Genomic DNA, 16,319 nt, shown 5'->3' with positions numbered 1-16,319 from the left:
TGCGTCATACATCGACCTGAGAGACCGAGTCGATTATGGATTGATTGCTGCGGTATATAGGGTCGTGAAATTTGGTTCGATCATGGATTCCCAACTGAGCGTTCAGGTCGGCGTACTTCTACAGCATCCCCCAATCGGTCCCCTCTCCCCTTGGGAGAGGGCTAGGGTGAGGGCGATTCCAGCGCCATGAGCCGCCCTTCAATAAACCGCCGCTCCGGCTCTTGTCGGGTCAACTCCAAGGCCCGCAAATACGCCGAACGCGCCGCCTCCACCCTGCCCAACTGCCGACAAAACTCCGCCCGCGCCGAATGCGCCAAGTGGTAATCCTGCAGCTCACCCCGGGCCAAAATCCCCTCAATCAAATTCAACCCCGCCAGCGCCCCATCGCGCTTGGCCACCGCTACCGCCCGGTTCAACTCGATCACCGGCGAAGGCACCGCCCGCAGCAGCACGTCATACAAACCAACGATCTGCTCCCAATCCGTCTCCGCCGCCGTTGGCGCCTCGGCATGCACCGCGGCAATCGCCGCTTGCAGGCAATAGGGCCCAAACCGCCGCGTGGTCAGCGCACGCTCAACCAGCGCACAGCCTTCAGCTATCAACGCGCTGTCCCACAATGAGCGATCCTGATCATCCAGCAGCACCAGTTCACCACTCGACGAAGTGCGCGCCAGACGCCGCGACTCGTGCAACAACATCATCGCCAGCAACCCCATCACCTCCGGTTCCGGCAGCAACTCCATCAACAACCGCCCCAGCCTGATCGCCTCACGGGTCAAATCCTCACGCGTCAATTCAGCCCCGACCGACGCCGAATACCCTTCGTTGAACACCAGATAAATCACCCGTAACACGCTGTCGAGGCGCTCGGGCAATTCGCTCAGGCTCGGTACTTGATAAGGGATTTTCGCGTCACGGATCTTGGCTTTCGCCCGCACGATGCGTTGAGCAATCGCCGCTGGCGCCGAGAGAAAGGCGCGGGCGATTTCCTCGGTGGTCAGGTCGCAGACTTCACGCAAGGTCAGCGGCACTTGCGCATCCGCCGCCAGCGCCGGGTGACAACAGGTGAAGATCAGCCGCAGGCGATCGTCTTCCACGTCCTCGCCACTCCAGTCGGCCTGTTCCAGTTCTTCCAGTTGCGCCAGCAACAGGGGTTGCGAGGCCTTGAACCGCGCGCGGCGGCGCAATACATCAATCGCCTTGAAGCGCCCGGTCGAGACCAGCCAGGTGCGCGGATTGTCCGGCACGCCGTCGCGTTGCCAGCGTTCGACCGCGACGAAGAACGCCTCATGCAAGGCTTCTTCGGCGAGGTCGAAATCGCCGAGCAGGCGAATCAGCGTCGCCAGTACCCGCCGCGAGTCTTCGCGATAGACCTGCTCGACCCGCGCCCGGACTTCAGACATTCAACTGCCGCACCGGGCGCACTTCAACGCTGCCCACCCGCGCCGCCGGAATGTTGCCGGCGACCTGAATCGCTTCGTTGAGATCCTTGGCGTCAATCAGGTAGAAACCGGCCAATTGCTCCTTGGTTTCAGCGAACGGGCCATCGGTGATCGACAGTTTGCCGTTGCGCATCCTGACGGTAGTGGCGGTCTGCACCGACTCCAGTGCCTCGGCGGCAACCATCCGGCCGCTGCCCTGAATCGACTCGGCATAAGCCCAGCACTCAGCGTCTTCCGGACTGTCGGGGGATGAATGCAGCAGGCGTTCATCGCTGTAGACCAGGCATAAATACTTCATGGCGTTCTCCTGAATCGGACGGTTCAACTATGGCTGAAGATCAGGGAGTCACATCGAACAGGGTTGCGCCACTCATCGGATCGAACGGCGCCGACCAGTGTTCATGGGCGATTTTCCACGCCCCGCCGATCTGCCGATAGCAGGCGGTGACGCGCATCCAGCAGCTCTGGGTTTCACCCTTGTCGTTGGTGCCGCCGCAGTTGGCCACCCAGTGGGCGAAGGCGATGTTGTCGGCGTTTTCGATGACGATTTCGTGGAATTCGAAGACGTGCGGGCCGGGGCACATTTCCATGCACGCCACCCAGTGCGCGCGGTAGGCCGGTTTGCCCTTGAATTGCAGGGCCTTGATCGCGTCGAAAGAGACGATGTCGTCGGCGTACAACGCCATGACTTTCTCCACGTCCTTGGTCATGACGGCTTCGCGGTAGGTGTTGATCAGGGTCTGGATCTCGGTTTGTGCGCTCATGGTGTTCTCCGTGGTTTTTGTTGTGAAGACCCCCTTAGTCGTTCGGCAAACAGGCAGATCGACAGTCGAAACAAAAAATTTCCACTGAGGCCAAAATCGCTAGAATCCGAGGCTTATCTTTGTAGGAAAAAGGAAATTCCCGTGTCAGCCCAACTCGTGCCGTACGACAGCCTCAACGCTTTACAGCGTGAGCAAGTCGAGGCAATTGAAATCCATGCCGAGCAGATCAAGTTCTCCGGTGATATCCATGGCGCGTTGCACACGCTGCTGTCGAAGCCCGGCCCCGGCGTAAAAGGCTTTGCGCTGCTGGCGGATGACGTGCCGGTAGCGTTTCTGCTGCTCAAGCGCCCGCCGGTCTTGCCGGCCTGGGCCGATGAACACAGCGCCACCTTGCATGCGTTGCAGGTCGATCGCCGCGCACAAGGCAAGGGCTACGGCAAGGCCTGTCTGCAAGCGTTGCCCGAAGTTGCGCGTCAGGCGTGGCCGGAGATCAAAGGACTGGAATTGTCGGTCGACGCGGATAACGACGCGGCCATCGCGCTGTACGCCAAACACGGTTACGTCGACAGCGGTGAAGCGTACAAGGGCCGGATCGGTTACGAGCGGCGTATGGGGCTGTTTTTCTAAGTCATCGAGGAATGCACGATGATCGACTCAATCGAAGCGCTGGAAGCGATTTACGGACTGCCCCACGAGCGGGCGGTGCGCAAGCAGATCGGTTTTCTCAACGAGGATTATCAGGCGATGGTGCGCCTGTCACCGCTGGTGATTGTCAGCTCGGTGGGGGCCGATGGCCTGGATAATTCGCCGCGTGGGGATACGCCGGGGTTTGTGCGGATCATTGATCAAAACACCCTGGCCCTGCCGGATCGCCCGGGTAACAACCGCATCGATACCTTGCGCAATGTGCTGCAGGATTCTCGGGTGTCGCTGCTGTTCATCATTCCGGGGATTGGCGAGACGTTGCGGGTCAATGGTACGGCGACGATCAGCGCAGATCCACAGCTGCTGGAAAGCTTTGCGGTGAATGGCAAACCGGCGAAAACGGTGTTGCTGGTGACGGTGGAAGCGGCGTTTTTTCATTGCTCGAAAGCGTTTGTACGCTCGGATGCGTGGAACCCGGAAACCCACCTGCCGCGCTCGGCCCTGCCCTCTGCCGGCGCTTTCCACAAGCGCCTGAACGATGGCGAGTTCGACGCCGAAACCTACGACCGCGAAGCGCCTAAACGGGTCACCGATACTCTCTACTGACACAACACGGCCCCCTGTAGGAGCTGCCGAAGGCTGCGATCTTTTGATCCTGATCTTTTAAGAAGCAACATCAAAAGATCGCAGCCTTCGGCAGCTCCTACAGGGGTAATCATCCATAAAGTCAGAGAGTCAGGATCATCTCGTGCCACGCCATGCCGCCGTGATCCGACTCCGACGGTTTGATGTAGGCAAAACCAAACCCGGCATACAGCGGAATATGCTGTTCCTTGCACATCAAATGAATCGTCGCTTTATCCATCCCGCGCATACGCTCGATGAACTCGCCCATCAAACGCTTGGCCAAACCCTGCCCCTGATAATCCGGGTGCACCACCACCGACATGATCACCACGTTCGGCCCTTGCGGGTCGTGGCCGATCAGTTCCTTGAACGCCTCGTCCGACATCTGCACGTCAAACGCCGCACCGGAATTGACGAAGCCTGCGACGATGCCATCGACCTCAGCCACAACAAAGCCTTCCGGCCAGGTGGCGATGCGCGTGGCGATTTTTTCGCGGGTAGCCGCTTCGTCACCCTCATAGGCAACGGTTTCGATGGCGTAGCAGCGGTCCAGGTCGGCGGCGGTGACGTTGCGGATGACGGTGTTCATGGCAGCTCGGAAATCAGCAGAAGAAAGTGCCGAAAGCATAAAGGAATAAGGCCTGCATATCGATGCGCACGGGCGGCGTAAAGCCTGCGTATAAGTGCTTTTCTTCGGGGGCGGGCCGGGCTATTTCTGCGGTGTATCTCTGATCACCCTTGGGGGAAACCGCTTATGAGCAGCGTTGAAATCGGCCTGTTGATGGTGTTGGGCATCAGTACGTTCGGCTTTATCACGTTAGGCATCGACCTGTTGCGGGCGCGACGGTTGGGCAAAGGCAAGCGGGGTTAAAAACCATGAGGCGGATTAATGATCCGCCTCAGGCTTGCCCCGCTCAGGCCTTGGTATCGACCGGTACACAGATTTCCAGTTTGCCGGTGTGCTTCTTCGGGTTGAAGTCGGCGCTGTAACGCTCAAGTTCCGGGGCGTTGAGCTCCACATAATGAGAGGTCGGCAACCAGGTCTTGTAGATGTATTGCAGGGTTTGCGGCAACTGTTCGAGCGGTCCTTTGTGCTCGAACACTGCATACTGGCGAGGCAGCACTTCGATCCATTGGTAGACCTTCTGGTCGAGGTCATCAAGCTTGCTGATTTCCACCCCGGCGGTGTAATCAAAGCCACCCTTGTCGTCGAAATTACTGCAGACGCCGTAGGTCACTTCGTTTTTTTGTCCCTGGATCTTTCCCAGGTGCGGCAAGAACTTTTCCCACAGCGCCGGGATGTTTTTTGCTGTGTCTTGAGTAAATCGACCGCGAAAGCCTGCAATCAGCAGGAAGTGTCCATGTTCGAAGCGAGGTTCAGCCACTTCGACGCGTTTTTGCTCATCCATGACTCGACTCCTGGAACAAAAGAGGGGTTCGGCTGGGAGTATAGAAAGCCAAAGCCGATTCGCACGTTTACAGCGCGTGCAACTGCTCGACGGCGCCCGAACCAACGAATTCGTTATAGCCAGATACGATCACATACACCGCGAAATAGCAGAAGATCGCCGCAGATGCCATGTAGGAATAGCGCAACAGCTTGTCGCCCAACAGCTTGCCACCATGGCTTGCGGCAAAGCATAAACCCGCCGACCACAGCAGCCCGGCGCAAAGGAATCCGCCAAGGAACAGCGCCGAACTCACCGGCCCACCGCCACCGGAACGGGCGATCAACGTACCGCCAACAGCGGCGAACCAGAGAATCGCGCTCGGCGACGACATCGCGAGAAATATCCCCCGGAAGAACTCCTTGCGATGGGAGTTTTGCCCCACTTCCGCCGTGGCCGCCAACTGCGCCTCGTGGTGAATCGCCGAGTAAATCATCTTCGCCGCAAAGTAGATCAGCAGCGCCGCACCGCCGATCCACAACACCCAACGCACGCTTTCGTATTGCAGCAAAACGGTCATGCCGGCCAGCGCCAGCACCGCGTAAATCAGGTCGCCGACACAGGTGCCGAGGCCCAGTGCAAAGCCCTGAAAGTAACCGCGCTGCATCGCCAGCGTGATCATGGCGATGTTGGCCACGCCGATATCCAGGCACAGCGAGAGGCTCAGCAAGAAGCCGCTGGTGAATTCCATCTACCGATTTCCTTGGGACAAAATTGTTTACAAACGGGCTGGACAGTATGCCATCACTGACCTTATCTTCCGCCACAGGTCACCGCAGTGACCAGCGTCGCTCGGACGGTTCCGGGCGCTTACGTTATCCGAGGCAACAATGGCTGAACAAGGTTCGCCGCGCCGCTTTGCGCGCATAGATCGACTCCCCCCTTACGTTTTCAACATCACCGCCGAGCTGAAGATGGCCGCGCGTCGTCGTGGTGAAGACATCATCGACTTGAGCATGGGCAACCCCGACGGCGCCACGCCGCCGCACATTGTCGAAAAACTCGTCCAGGTTGCCCAACGCGAAGACACCCACGGTTACTCCACATCCAAGGGCATTCCGCGCCTGCGCCGGGCGATTTCCAACTGGTACAAGCAACGCTACGAGGTCGATATCGACCCGGAAAGCGAAGCCATCGTCACCATCGGTTCCAAGGAAGGCCTGGCGCATTTGATGCTGGCCACCCTGGATCAGGGCGACACAGTGCTGGTGCCGAACCCGAGCTACCCGATTCACATCTACGGTGCGGTGATTGCCGGCGCCCAGGTGCGTTCGGTGCCGCTGGTGCCGGGCGTGGACTTCTTCGATGAACTGGAACGGGCCATTCGCGGTTCGATCCCGAAGCCGAAAATGATGATCCTCGGCTTCCCGTCGAACCCGACCGCGCAGTGCGTGGAGCTGGATTTCTTCGAGCGAGTGATCGCCCTCGCCAAGCAGTACGACGTGCTGGTGATTCACGATCTGGCCTACGCCGACATCGTCTACGACGGCTGGAAAGCCCCGTCGATCATGCAGGTGCCGGGCGCCAAGGACATCGCGGTGGAGTTTTTCACCCTGTCCAAGAGCTACAACATGGCCGGCTGGCGCATCGGTTTCATGGTCGGTAACCCGGAACTGGTCAACGCCTTGGCGCGGATCAAGAGCTACCACGACTATGGCACCTTCACTCCGCTGCAAGTCGCGGCGATTGCCGCGCTGGAAGGCGATCAGCAATGCGTGCGCGACATCGCCGAGCAGTATCGCCAGCGTCGCAATGTGCTGGTTAAAGGCCTGCATGAGCTGGGCTGGATGGTCGAGAATCCGAAGGCGTCGATGTATGTCTGGGCGAAGATTCCCGAGGCGTATGCGCATCTGGGTTCGCTGGAATTCGCCAAGAAACTGCTGGCCGAGGCCAAGGTGTGCGTCTCGCCGGGGGTGGGTTTTGGTGAGTATGGCGATGATCACGTGCGCTTCGCGCTGATCGAAAACCAGGACCGCATTCGTCAGGCTGTACGCGGGATTCGCGGGATGTTCCGGGCGGATGGCCTGGCCCCGAAAACCACTGCCTGACACCTATCCCCTGTGGGAGCGAGCTTGCTCGCGAAGGCGTCGTGTCAGCTACAACAATGCTGACTGACCCACCGCGTTCGCGAGCAAGCTCGCTCCCACACTGGTTGTGTGTTCAGCCGTGATATCTCCACCCACAAAAAAACCGCATCGCTGCGGTTTTTTTGTGCCTGCGTGAAGCCGCTTAAACGAACAGCGACAACAGCAGGATAAAGCCCAACGCAACCACCGAGAGGATGGTTTCCATCGCCGTCCAGGTCTTGAACGTCTCGGCCACGGTCATGTTGAAGTACTGCTTCACCAGCCAGAAACCGGCGTCATTCACGTGCGACAGAATCAACGAACCGGCGCCCGTAGCGAGTACCAACAACTCACGGTTAACGCCCGGGATCATCCCCACCACCGGCACCACAATGCCCGCGCCAGTAATGGTTGCCACAGTCGCCGAACCGGTAGCGATACGAATCACCGCTGCCACCAGCCACGCCAGCAGGATCGGCGAGATCTGTGCGCTGACCGCCATGTGGCCGATCACGTCGCCCACACCGCTGGTGACCAGCATCTGCTTGAAGCCACCGCCGGCACCGATGATCAGGATGATCGCGGCGGTTGGCGCCAGACTTGCGTCGAGCCACTTGAGCATCTGTTGGGAACCGATGCCCTGCTTGTGCCCGAAGGTGTACAGCGACAGCAGCAACGCCAGCAGCAACGCCGAGATCGGGTGACCGATCATGTCCATCCAGGTGCGGAAGAAGTGACCGTCCGGCAACGCCACGTCAGCGAAGGTTTTCAGCAGCATCAGGAACACCGGCAACAGCACCGTGATCAGGGTGATGCTGAAGCTCGGCAGCGTGGCCGAGTCGTCATTTTCGCGGGCCAGTTGATCGACCAGTTCCTGATTCGGGTGACCCGGAATGTGCTTGGCGATAAACGTACCGAAGATCGGACCGGCAATGATCGCGGTCGGCAGCGCAACGATCAGACCGTAGAGAATGGTCTTGCCGATGTCAGCGCCGAACACGCCAATGGCCAACAGCGGGCCCGGGTGCGGCGGCACCAGACCGTGCACGGCGGACAGACCGGCGAGCAGCGGGATACCGATCTTGATGATCGACACGCCAGTGCGACGGGCAACGATGAACACCAGTGGAATCAGCAGGACGAAGCCGATTTCGAAGAACAGCGGAATGCCCACCAGGAACGCGGCGAACATCATTGCCCACTGGACTTTTTCTTTACCGAACGCACGGATCAGGGTCTGGGCGATCTGATCCGCCCCGCCCGATTCGGCCATCATTTTGCCGAGCATGGTGCCCAGCGCGAGGATGATGCCGACGAAACCGAGTACGCCACCGAAACCGTCCTGGAACGACTTGATGATGGTGCCGACCGGCATACCGGAAGTCAGACCGAGGAACGCGGCGGCGATGGTCAGGGAAATAAACGGGTGCAGCTTGAACTTGGTGATCAGGACAATCAGTCCGATCACCGTGACCACTGCATCAAGCAGCAGAAACGCGTCGTGGGACATGCCAAACATGGGGGGTGTCTCCTGGATTGTTGTTGTTATTAAAGCGGGTTAAACAGAAGTCGGGAGGACCGCGCTAGCTCTTTCAACACACTCATACCGCCTGCTTCAGACCGTGGGCCTGCCACCAGACGTGAGCCTGGGACGCCAGTTCTTCAACACTGTGGATCGAGGCATTCAGGGCCAACGTCAACGGCTCGCCCTTGGGCGATTCGAGGGTGGCGAACTGGCTTTCGATCAACGTGGCCGGCATGAAGTGGCCCGGACGATGGGACACACGCTCAGCGGCGACTTCAGGGGTCAATTCAAGAAACACGAAGCCCAGGCCCGGCAAGGCACTGCGCAACACTTCGCGATAACTGTGTTTAAGGGCCGAGCAGGTCAGCACCGGGCGTTTGCCCGATGCATCGACGCGACGCAGTTCATCGCACAGGCTGTCGAGCCAGCCGGCACGGTCGTCGTCGTTCAGGGGGATCCCCGCGCTCATCTTTTCGATGTTCGCGGCCGGATGGAAAGTATCGCCTTCAATGGCAGTGGCGCCGCTCAATTGGCACAGGGCCTCGCTGACGCACGTCTTGCCGCAACCGGCAACGCCCATGATGACCAGGGCGGTGATGGGATGACTCATATAACACCTCAGCGCGCAGACAGCGCTACCTTTGCTAGCTATGACTCTAGTGCACAGGCAGAAGTTGCCGACGCCTTCTTGTCGTTTTTTTGGGTTGCAGCAGGTTTGTTCCCAACGCCAAAAAGCGAAGATCAGGCAGGACCTCGCTTACGCATTTACAGCTGCATCAGGACAGCGCTACCTTAGTGCCTTGATTTTTGTTTGGCAAGCCGTCGATGACCACCCCTAAAAACGATAAAAATACCCGCACCACCGGCCGTCCCACCCTGAACGAAGTTGCCCGCTTGGCCGGTGTCAGCCCGATTACCGCCTCGCGCGCCTTGCGTGGGGTCAGCACGGTCGCCACCGAACTGGTGGAAAAAGTGCAGAAAGCAGCCAGTGAACTCAACTACGTAGTGAACCCTGCCGCCCGTGCTTTGGCCTCGGCGCAGAGCCATTCGGTGGTGGTTCTGGTGCCTTCGTTATCCAACTTGCTGTTCATCGATACGCTGGAAGCCATTCATCGGGTGCTCACGCCCAAAGGCTTTGAAGTGCTGATCGGCAACTTCCACTATTCGCGCGATGAAGAAGAAAACCTGCTGCGCAACTACATGGCCTATCAGCCACGTGGTTTCTTGCTGACCGGGTTTGACCGCACGGAAAGTTCGCGGCGGATGATCGAGGCGAGCAACATTCCCTGCGTGTACATGATGGAGCTGGACAGTGCCGCTGGCGTGAATTGCGTGGGGTTTTCGCAACTGAGTGCCGGTGAAACGGCGGCTGAGCATTTGCTTTCGCGTGGGCGCAAACGTCTGGCTTACATTGGTGCGCAACTCGATCAGCGCACCTTGTTGCGTGGCGAAGGTTTCCGCAAAGCGTTGCAGAAGGCCGGTCGTTACGACCCGGATCTGGAAGTGCTGACGCCTCGCTCTTCATCGGTGGGCTTGGGTGGGGAATTGTTTATGCAGTTGCTCGCGGCGCATCCGGATGTCGATGCGATCTTCTTTGGTAACGACGACCTGGCGCAGGGAGCGTTGCTGGAAGCGCTGCGCCACGGCATCAAGATTCCCGAGCAAGTGGCGATTCTCGGTTTCAACGACTTGCCGATGTCCGAGCACATGGTGCCGCGCCTGAGCAGCATCAACACCCCGCGTGAAGCGATTGGCCGGCGCGCGGCGGAGCAGATGCTGACGTTGATGGCGGGTAACAGCGTTGCCCGTCCAGTTGAAGATATGGGTTTCGAACTGAAGATCCGCGAAAGTACCTGAAACTGTCGCGATCCCCTGTAGGAGCTGCCGAAGGCTGCGATCTTTTGATTTTGCTCTTAAAAACAAGATCAAAAGATCGCAGCCTTCGGCAGCTCCTACAGTTTTATGTGGTGCTCACAAATGCTGAGTTGAAACACAACCCTTGTAGGAGTGAGCCTGCTCGCGATAGCGGTGTGTCATTCAACACATGCATCGCCTGACACAACGCTATCGCGAGCAGGCTCACTCCTACAGGGGATCTGCGGCGGGTTCAGTGGCTGAGCAGGTCGACCAAGGCCAGTGCGCCTTTTTGTAAGGGCTGGCTCTTGAGCCACACCGCATGCACCGGCATCACCAGTCCGTTTTCGATGTTGCGAAAATTCAGGCGCTTCAGCCGCCCGGATGCAATCCGCGCATGCACCACCGAGAGCGGAAAATTACCCCAGCCCAACCCCGCCTCAACCATCTCCATCGCTGTCTCGAGGCTGTCGGTGCGCCAGTACGACTCTGCCACCAACGGCCGCGTTTCACTGATCGGCAAGTCGCGACTGGCGACGATGATCTGCCGCACATGCACCAGGTCTTCAAGAAACACATCCTGCCCCTGCAACAGCGGACTGTCCGCCGCCAGCGTGGCGATCATCCGTTCGCTGCCGACAAACTGAAAACGCTCCAGCACGTTCATGCTCAACCCGGCGAACGCCAGGCACATGCTGACCCGACCGCTGTGCAACATCGCCAGCACGTCATCCTGCGGCGCGGTCAGCACTTCGATGTCGAGCAGCGGATGCCGCTCGGCGATCACCTTGATCGCAGCCAGCAAACGCCGGCGGTCGATGTCCGCGACCACGCCGATCGATAACTTGCTTTCCAGCCCCAGCGACAACTGCACCGCGTGCACTTGCAATTGTTTGAGCTGCTCGGCAATCAGCCGCGCATGGGGTACCAGCGACAGAGCCATTGCCGTGGGTTGCGGTTCGCGATGGCTGCGGTCGAACAGCAGATAACCCAGTTCGGCTTCAAGGTTGCCAATGCTCATGCTGACGGCGGAAGGCACCCGACCTAACGCACGCGCCGCCGCCGAAAACGAGCCGCGCTCAATCACCGCAAGAAACAGCTCGATGCTGTCGCTGTTGAAATTCACTTTCCACACCTATCAACAAAACTGAAAGCTACTGACTTTTTCTGTCAGCCCTATTGAAGCTATCTTTCGCCGCCTTCGCCAGTCCCGCTGGCCAACAAATGGCAAGAAAGAGGCAAACCCCATGCAAGGCGTCAAACGCAAACTGGTCTACGTGTCGCTCTACGAAGTGATCGGCATGACCTTCTCCGCCCTCGGTCTGGCGCTGTTGTCCGGCACCTCCCCGGGCAGCACCGGGCCATTGGCGGTGATCATCACCACGATCGCCGTGACCTGGAATTTCATTTACACCTCGATGTTCGAACACTGGGAGAGTCGGCAGGTATCGCGAACCCGCACAGTGAAACGGCGCATCGCTCACGCCGTCGGCTTTCAACTGACGTTGATCGTGTTCCTGATTCCGTTGATCGCCTGGTGGATGAACATCAGCCTGGTGCAGGCGTTTCTGCTGGATCTGGCGCTGATCATTTTCATTCCGTGCTACACGTTCGCCTTCAACTGGCTGTTTGACCGGATTTTCGGTTTGCCGGCCTCGGCGCTGCCCGATTCGGCGGCTGCGGCATAAATCGTTAATTCGTAAGCAGATATTGCGAGAAATCAGCGGTTTACCCGGATAAACCGCCGATATTCACAATCCGTTAACTCCGATAGCAGGCTAAGCTTTTCCATCAATAAAAAATGGATCAGCCCATGACTGCTCACGCCCCCGCCGCCGCGCAAAGCGACGGCATCGACCCGATCCGCGCCGCTCAGGTGTCCGCCCGCATCGATCGCCTTCCGGCGGTCGCAACGATCTGGCGGCTAGTGGCGCTACTGTCGATCGGTGGTTTTTTCGAACTGTACGACCTGTTCCAGACCGCCTACATCAGCCCCGGTCTGATCCGCGACGGCATCTTTGCCACCGGCAATCAGGGTGTGTTCGGTTTCTCCGATCAAGCGGCGTTTGCCTCGGCGACGTTCCTTGGCCTGTTCCTCGGCGCCAGCCTGCTCAGCCCGTTGGCCGATCGCTTTGGCCGCCGCGCGATCTTCACCTTCGCCTTGGTCTGGTACACGGTGGCGACGGTGTTGATGGGGATTCAGAGTTCGGCGCTGGGCATCATCTGCATGCGCTTTCTGGTCGGCATCGGTTTGGGTATCGAACTGGTGACCATCGACGCCTACCTCTCGGAACTGGTGCCCAAGCGCATGCGCAGTTCGGCGTTTGCCTTCGCGTTTTTCATACAGTTCTTGTCGGTGCCGGCCGTGGCGCTGATGTCGTGGTGGCTGGTGCCGCAAGCGCCGTTCGGCATCAGCGGCTGGCGCTGGGTGGTGTTGGCCAGTGCGGTGTTTGCGCTGTTTATCTGGTGGCTGCGCAAGCGTCTGCCGGAGTCGCCGCGCTGGCTCGCGCAGCATGGCCGCTTTGATGAAGCCAACCGGATTCTCGATGGCATCGAAGCACGCTGCGCGAAGGATCACGGCAAACCGTTGGATACGCCGGAAACCGTACCGGTCGACGTCGAAGGCAAGGGCCGCTTCGCCGATATCTGGCAGCCGCCGTATCGCCGTCGCGCGTTGATGTTGATCGTCTTCCACATTTTCCAGGCCATCGGTTTCTTCGGATTCGGCAATTGGTTGCCGGCGCTGCTGTCCGGTCAGGGCGTCAGCGTCACTCACAGTTTGATGTACGCCTTCATCATCACCCTCGCCTACCCGCTCGGCCCGTTGCTGTTCGTGAAATTCGCCAACCGCTTCGAGAACAAGTGGCAGATCGTCGGCTCGGCCCTCGGTGCTATGACCTTCGGCACCTTGTTCGCCTTGCAGACCAGCGCGTTCGGGCTGATCTTCTGCGGGGTGATGATCACCTTCTGCAACGCCTGGTTGAGCTTCAGTTATCACTCGTACCAGAGCGAACTGTTCCCGACCAACATCCGCGCCCGCGCTGTGGGTTTCTGTTATTCGTTCAGTCGCTTGTCGACGGTGTTCAGCAGTCTGTTGATCGGTCTGTTTCTCGACAACTTCGGCACACCGGGAGTGTTGGCATTTATCGTCAGCAGCATGCTGATCGTGATGTTGACCATCGGCTGGTTCGGCCCGCATACACGCAATCTGGCGCTGGAGAACATTGCCCATCGCTGAGGGTGGCAACGGTCATCCCCTGCCGCTTATCGGCAAGGGATGACCGCCACCAACACCTGACTGACGAACAACTTGTTGAAATAAAAGGATTCATTCAGAAGGCACGGTAATTGCTCCGCTACGCCAGTCAGCAATTAACTACAGGTCCACACATCATGTTGATCAGTGCCAAACAACAGCAAATCATTCATCTGCCAAAAGCGCTGAATGACGATGCGACGTCCACCGCTGCGGCCGGTCTGCAAGGTGGCCTGCACGGCGCCATGCTGCAAACCCTGCAAAACCAGACCCAGGCGCAAACCGCCGAAGCCACCGCCAAGGTGCAGGACTCGGCCACGCAGATCGCCACCCAGCAAGTCAGCGAAGCCACACGCATCAGCGACAACGTCGACGAAGCGTTCGCCAAGACCCGCGTCAACCTGCAAGCCACCGATGCCACCACGGCCTCGGCAAAATCCGCCACCGATGAATTCAAGGACTACATGAGCAAGACGCCGGAACAGCGTCTGCGCGACAGTATCCTGCAGTCGATGGGGCTGACCGAAGACGACATCAAAGCCATGCCGCCGGAGAAACAACTGGCCATCGGCAAAGAGATCGCCGAGCGCTTGCAGGACAAGATGAAGTTGGCGCAGGCGGAGAAAGACAACGACGTGAAGGACAGCGACAAGCAGGCGGACAAGTTTCTCGCCGCGCTGTGATCTCCAGGTCGCCTGAAATCAAATGTGGGAGCGAGCTTGCTCGCGAAGGCGGTGTATCAGTGAAATTTCCACCGACTGACACATCGCTTTCGCGAGCAAGCTCGCTCCCACATTGATTGTATCCAGCTGAAGAAATCAGTTCAGTTGCAGGGTTTCGTTGAACTGACTGATCGCATCCACCACATGCCTTGAGCCCTGCTGAATCTCCAGAATCACCTCCCCCGCCTCATTCGCCAGCTCCACTCCCAGTCCGGTGCGGCTCAGGCTTGATTGCATACTCGATACCGCACTCAGCGACAGGTCATGGTTCTTGCGCACCACATCGACAATTTCCAGGGTCGCCTGACTTGTCCTTGCCGCGAGGCTGCGCACTTCGTCCGCGACCACCGCAAAACCCCGTCCGTGCTCCCCGGCCCGTGCCGCTTCAATCGCAGCATTAAGCGCCAGCAAATTGGTCTGATCGGCAATCCCGCGAATGGTCTGCACGATGGTGCCGATGATGTCTGACTGTTTGCTCACCGCATCGATGCTCGCCGCCGCTTCGTTGAGGTCGCGGGAAATGTCCTGGATGATCTGCACCGTTTGCTGCACGACCTGTGAGCCTTTTTGCGCGCAGGCGTCGTTTTGTACCGAGGTGCTGTGGGCCGATTCGGCGGCGTTCTGCAACGTGGTCATCTGATGGGTGATGTCGCTGGCGAATTTCACCACCTTGTACAGGCGGCCCTTGGCGTCGAACAGTGGGTTGTACGACGCTTCCAGATAGACCATGTGCCCCGACTTGTTCTTGCGCTCGAAACGATGCGAGTGATATTCGCCGCGATTGAGTGAGGCCCAGAATGCCTTGTACTGCGAAGACTCGGCTTCGGCGCGGTGGCAGAACATGCTGTGGTGATGCCCGACGATTTCGTTGAGCGAGTACTGCATGGTCTTCAGAAAGTTGTCGTTGGCGGCGATGACATTGCCTTCCGGGGTGAACTCGATCACCGCCATCGAGCGGCTGATCGCGGCCAGCATGCTTTCTTCTTCATGTTCCTTGTTGATCCGCGCGGTAATGTCCGCCGCCACTTTGATCACGCTTTGAACTTGCTTGTCCGGGCCATACACCGGCATGTAACTGGCTTCGAGCCAGACTTCCCTGCCGGCCTTGTTCAAGCGCAGAAAAGTGCCGCTGATCGGCTCACCGCGAGCCAGATCACGCCACAACTTGGCGTACTCCTCGCTGCGATAGAAAGCCTCTTCACAAAACACCCGGTGATGTTTGCCGCGCACTTCATCGGCGCTGTAGCCCATGGTCTTGCAGAAATTTTCATTGGCATCCAGGACGATGCCCTCAGGGGTGAACTCGATCATTGCCATTGAACGGCTGATCGCTTCCAGCTTAGCGTTGGCCTCGGTCAAGGCGCAGCTGAATCGCTCGATCTGCTGCAGGTCAGCCTTGTGATGTAGGTTGAACATGGTTGTATCACCTTCCGCGCGGACTTTTGATTTGATGAAAGTTCAGTTCTTTCACGATCCACCACTACGTTCCACAGAACAGGCACACGCATTCCTCCACGGGAGGAAGTTGTCAGGTGATAAATGATGATCAATCGGAGAGTCCATGCAGCGACGCTCTAATCAAGACATCCTTCTCTTGATAGCCCGCACGCGGGCCAGCCCTAACGCGTTGAAGAACTTCCATGTAAGCGACGCTCCTTGTTGGTTCAGTGTCGGTGCCTTGGGTTGCGCACTCTGGCAGCATGAATTCACGGACCAACCCTGCGTTTCAGCCACGTTTTGACATGACGGTCGACATAGTTAGTTACGGGAAGCATAGCCAGTGCAAAGACCTGCGCAAGGCCACTAGTCGGCCAGTATCTGGCACTTTTTGCACAAGAAACGGTTCAGCGCGGGGAGAATTGTTGCCGGAGCGGGCGCTTTCGCGAGCAGGCTCGCTCCCACAGGAGAAACGCATTGCAATGTGGGAGCGAGCCTGCTCGCGAAGGCGCCATGAGAAGCACTACAAAAAC

General features: G+C 58.6%; 16 protein-coding genes and 2 pseudogenes. 7 read left to right on the top strand and 11 right to left on the bottom strand.

What is annotated here, in order from left to right; all coding sequences use genetic code 11:
- Positions 1 to 161: 161 nt before the first annotated feature.
- Genes HUW52_RS08715 through HUW52_RS08705 form a run of 3 tightly spaced genes read right to left on the bottom strand, consistent with a single transcriptional unit; the run spans position 162 to position 2,206 of the window.
- Positions 162 to 1,403: an RNA polymerase sigma factor gene (locus HUW52_RS08715; RefSeq protein ID WP_175553415.1), complete on the bottom strand. Its 1,242-nt coding sequence runs from the start codon at positions 1,401 to 1,403 to the stop codon at positions 162 to 164.
- Complete coding sequence (locus tag HUW52_RS08710; RefSeq protein WP_008081988.1) at positions 1,396 to 1,740, bottom strand: YciI family protein; 345 nt, start codon at positions 1,738 to 1,740, stop codon at positions 1,396 to 1,398. The genes HUW52_RS08715 and HUW52_RS08710 overlap by 8 nt, the downstream gene beginning before the upstream one ends.
- Positions 1,741 to 1,780: 40 nt before the next feature.
- Positions 1,781 to 2,206: a nuclear transport factor 2 family protein gene (locus HUW52_RS08705; RefSeq protein ID WP_016984186.1), complete on the bottom strand. Its 426-nt coding sequence runs from the start codon at positions 2,204 to 2,206 to the stop codon at positions 1,781 to 1,783.
- Positions 2,207 to 2,347: 141 nt separating this feature from the next.
- Between HUW52_RS08705 and HUW52_RS08700 the strand changes: the two genes are divergently transcribed.
- Positions 2,348 to 2,833 (top strand): GNAT family N-acetyltransferase, encoded by a 486-nt coding sequence (locus HUW52_RS08700; protein WP_016984185.1) that lies wholly within the window; start codon positions 2,348 to 2,350, stop codon positions 2,831 to 2,833.
- A gap of 18 nt (positions 2,834 to 2,851) precedes the next feature.
- Complete coding sequence (locus HUW52_RS08695; RefSeq protein ID WP_175553414.1) at positions 2,852 to 3,457, top strand: pyridoxamine 5'-phosphate oxidase family protein; 606 nt, start codon at positions 2,852 to 2,854, stop codon at positions 3,455 to 3,457.
- Positions 3,458 to 3,578: 121 nt separating this feature from the next.
- Here HUW52_RS08695 and HUW52_RS08690 read toward each other — a convergent pair whose 3' ends face one another.
- From HUW52_RS08690 to HUW52_RS08680, 3 genes are all read right to left on the bottom strand, one after another.
- The gene (locus HUW52_RS08690) at positions 3,579 to 4,067 is read right to left on the bottom strand and encodes a GNAT family N-acetyltransferase (RefSeq protein WP_175553413.1); all 489 of its coding nucleotides are present in this window, start codon (positions 4,065 to 4,067) and stop codon (positions 3,579 to 3,581) included.
- 325 nt (positions 4,068 to 4,392) lie between these two features.
- On the bottom strand, positions 4,393 to 4,887 hold the full coding sequence (locus HUW52_RS08685; RefSeq protein ID WP_016984181.1) for a GyrI-like domain-containing protein: 495 nt from the start codon (positions 4,885 to 4,887) through the stop codon (positions 4,393 to 4,395).
- 67 nt (positions 4,888 to 4,954) lie between these two features.
- Positions 4,955 to 5,617 carry a LysE family translocator gene (locus HUW52_RS08680; protein ID WP_175553412.1) on the bottom strand — a complete coding sequence of 221 codons (663 nt, stop codon included), beginning with the start codon at positions 5,615 to 5,617 and terminating at the stop codon, positions 4,955 to 4,957.
- Positions 5,618 to 5,756: 139 nt separating this feature from the next.
- Here HUW52_RS08680 and alaC point away from each other — a divergent pair, with 139 nt between their 5' ends.
- Positions 5,757 to 6,974, top strand: a complete 1,218-nt coding sequence (gene alaC, locus HUW52_RS08675) for an alanine transaminase (protein ID WP_127929470.1) — start codon at positions 5,757 to 5,759, stop codon at positions 6,972 to 6,974.
- A gap of 181 nt (positions 6,975 to 7,155) precedes the next feature.
- Here the strand turns inward: alaC and HUW52_RS08670 are convergent, their stop codons facing one another.
- Positions 7,156 to 8,511: a GntP family permease gene (locus HUW52_RS08670; protein WP_175553411.1), complete on the bottom strand. Its 1,356-nt coding sequence runs from the start codon at positions 8,509 to 8,511 to the stop codon at positions 7,156 to 7,158.
- A gap of 82 nt (positions 8,512 to 8,593) precedes the next feature.
- Positions 8,594 to 9,127 (bottom strand): gluconokinase, encoded by a 534-nt coding sequence (locus HUW52_RS08665; RefSeq protein WP_007917804.1) that lies wholly within the window; start codon positions 9,125 to 9,127, stop codon positions 8,594 to 8,596.
- 215 nt (positions 9,128 to 9,342) lie between these two features.
- Between HUW52_RS08665 and HUW52_RS08660 the strand changes: the two genes are divergently transcribed.
- Positions 9,343 to 10,374, top strand: coding sequence for a LacI family DNA-binding transcriptional regulator (locus HUW52_RS08660; protein WP_016983674.1), 1,032 nt, complete (start codon positions 9,343 to 9,345; stop codon positions 10,372 to 10,374).
- A gap of 250 nt (positions 10,375 to 10,624) precedes the next feature.
- On the opposite strand, the gene HUW52_RS08655 is transcribed toward HUW52_RS08660, so the two are convergent.
- Entirely contained in the window at positions 10,625 to 11,497 is an 873-nt protein-coding gene (locus HUW52_RS08655; RefSeq protein WP_175553410.1) for a LysR family transcriptional regulator, read from the bottom strand.
- A 121-nt stretch (positions 11,498 to 11,618) separates the two neighbouring features.
- On the opposite strand from HUW52_RS08655, the gene HUW52_RS08650 reads away from it, so the two are divergent.
- The 3 genes from HUW52_RS08650 to HUW52_RS08640 all read left to right on the top strand — a co-directional run bounded on the left by HUW52_RS08650 (position 11,619) and on the right by HUW52_RS08640 (position 14,310).
- Positions 11,619 to 12,059 (top strand): PACE efflux transporter, encoded by a 441-nt coding sequence (locus tag HUW52_RS08650; RefSeq protein WP_016983676.1) that lies wholly within the window; start codon positions 11,619 to 11,621, stop codon positions 12,057 to 12,059.
- 125 nt (positions 12,060 to 12,184) lie between these two features.
- Complete coding sequence (locus HUW52_RS08645; RefSeq protein WP_175553409.1) at positions 12,185 to 13,609, top strand: MFS transporter; 1,425 nt, start codon at positions 12,185 to 12,187, stop codon at positions 13,607 to 13,609.
- Between the two features lie 155 nt (positions 13,610 to 13,764).
- Positions 13,765 to 14,310, top strand: a complete 546-nt coding sequence (locus HUW52_RS08640; RefSeq protein WP_175553408.1) for a hypothetical protein — start codon at positions 13,765 to 13,767, stop codon at positions 14,308 to 14,310.
- Between the two features lie 135 nt (positions 14,311 to 14,445).
- On the opposite strand, the pseudogene HUW52_RS30715 reads toward HUW52_RS08640, so the two are convergent.
- Together HUW52_RS30715 and HUW52_RS30710 are read right to left on the bottom strand one after the other, a co-directional pair.
- Positions 14,446 to 14,871, bottom strand: a pseudogene (locus tag HUW52_RS30715) (methyl-accepting chemotaxis protein); the annotation flags it as partial.
- 117 nt (positions 14,872 to 14,988) lie between these two features.
- Positions 14,989 to 15,765 (bottom strand): annotated as a pseudogene (locus HUW52_RS30710) (PAS domain-containing protein); the annotation flags it as partial.
- Positions 15,766 to 16,319 lie beyond the last annotated feature (554 nt).

It is taken from the genome of Pseudomonas sp. 43A (assembly GCF_013363935.1).
GTDB classification, from domain to species: Bacteria; Pseudomonadota; Gammaproteobacteria; order Pseudomonadales; family Pseudomonadaceae; genus Aquipseudomonas; species Aquipseudomonas crudilactis.
Note: the sequence above shows the minus strand (reverse complement) of the source record. Positions and strands in the feature narration are given on the sequence as shown.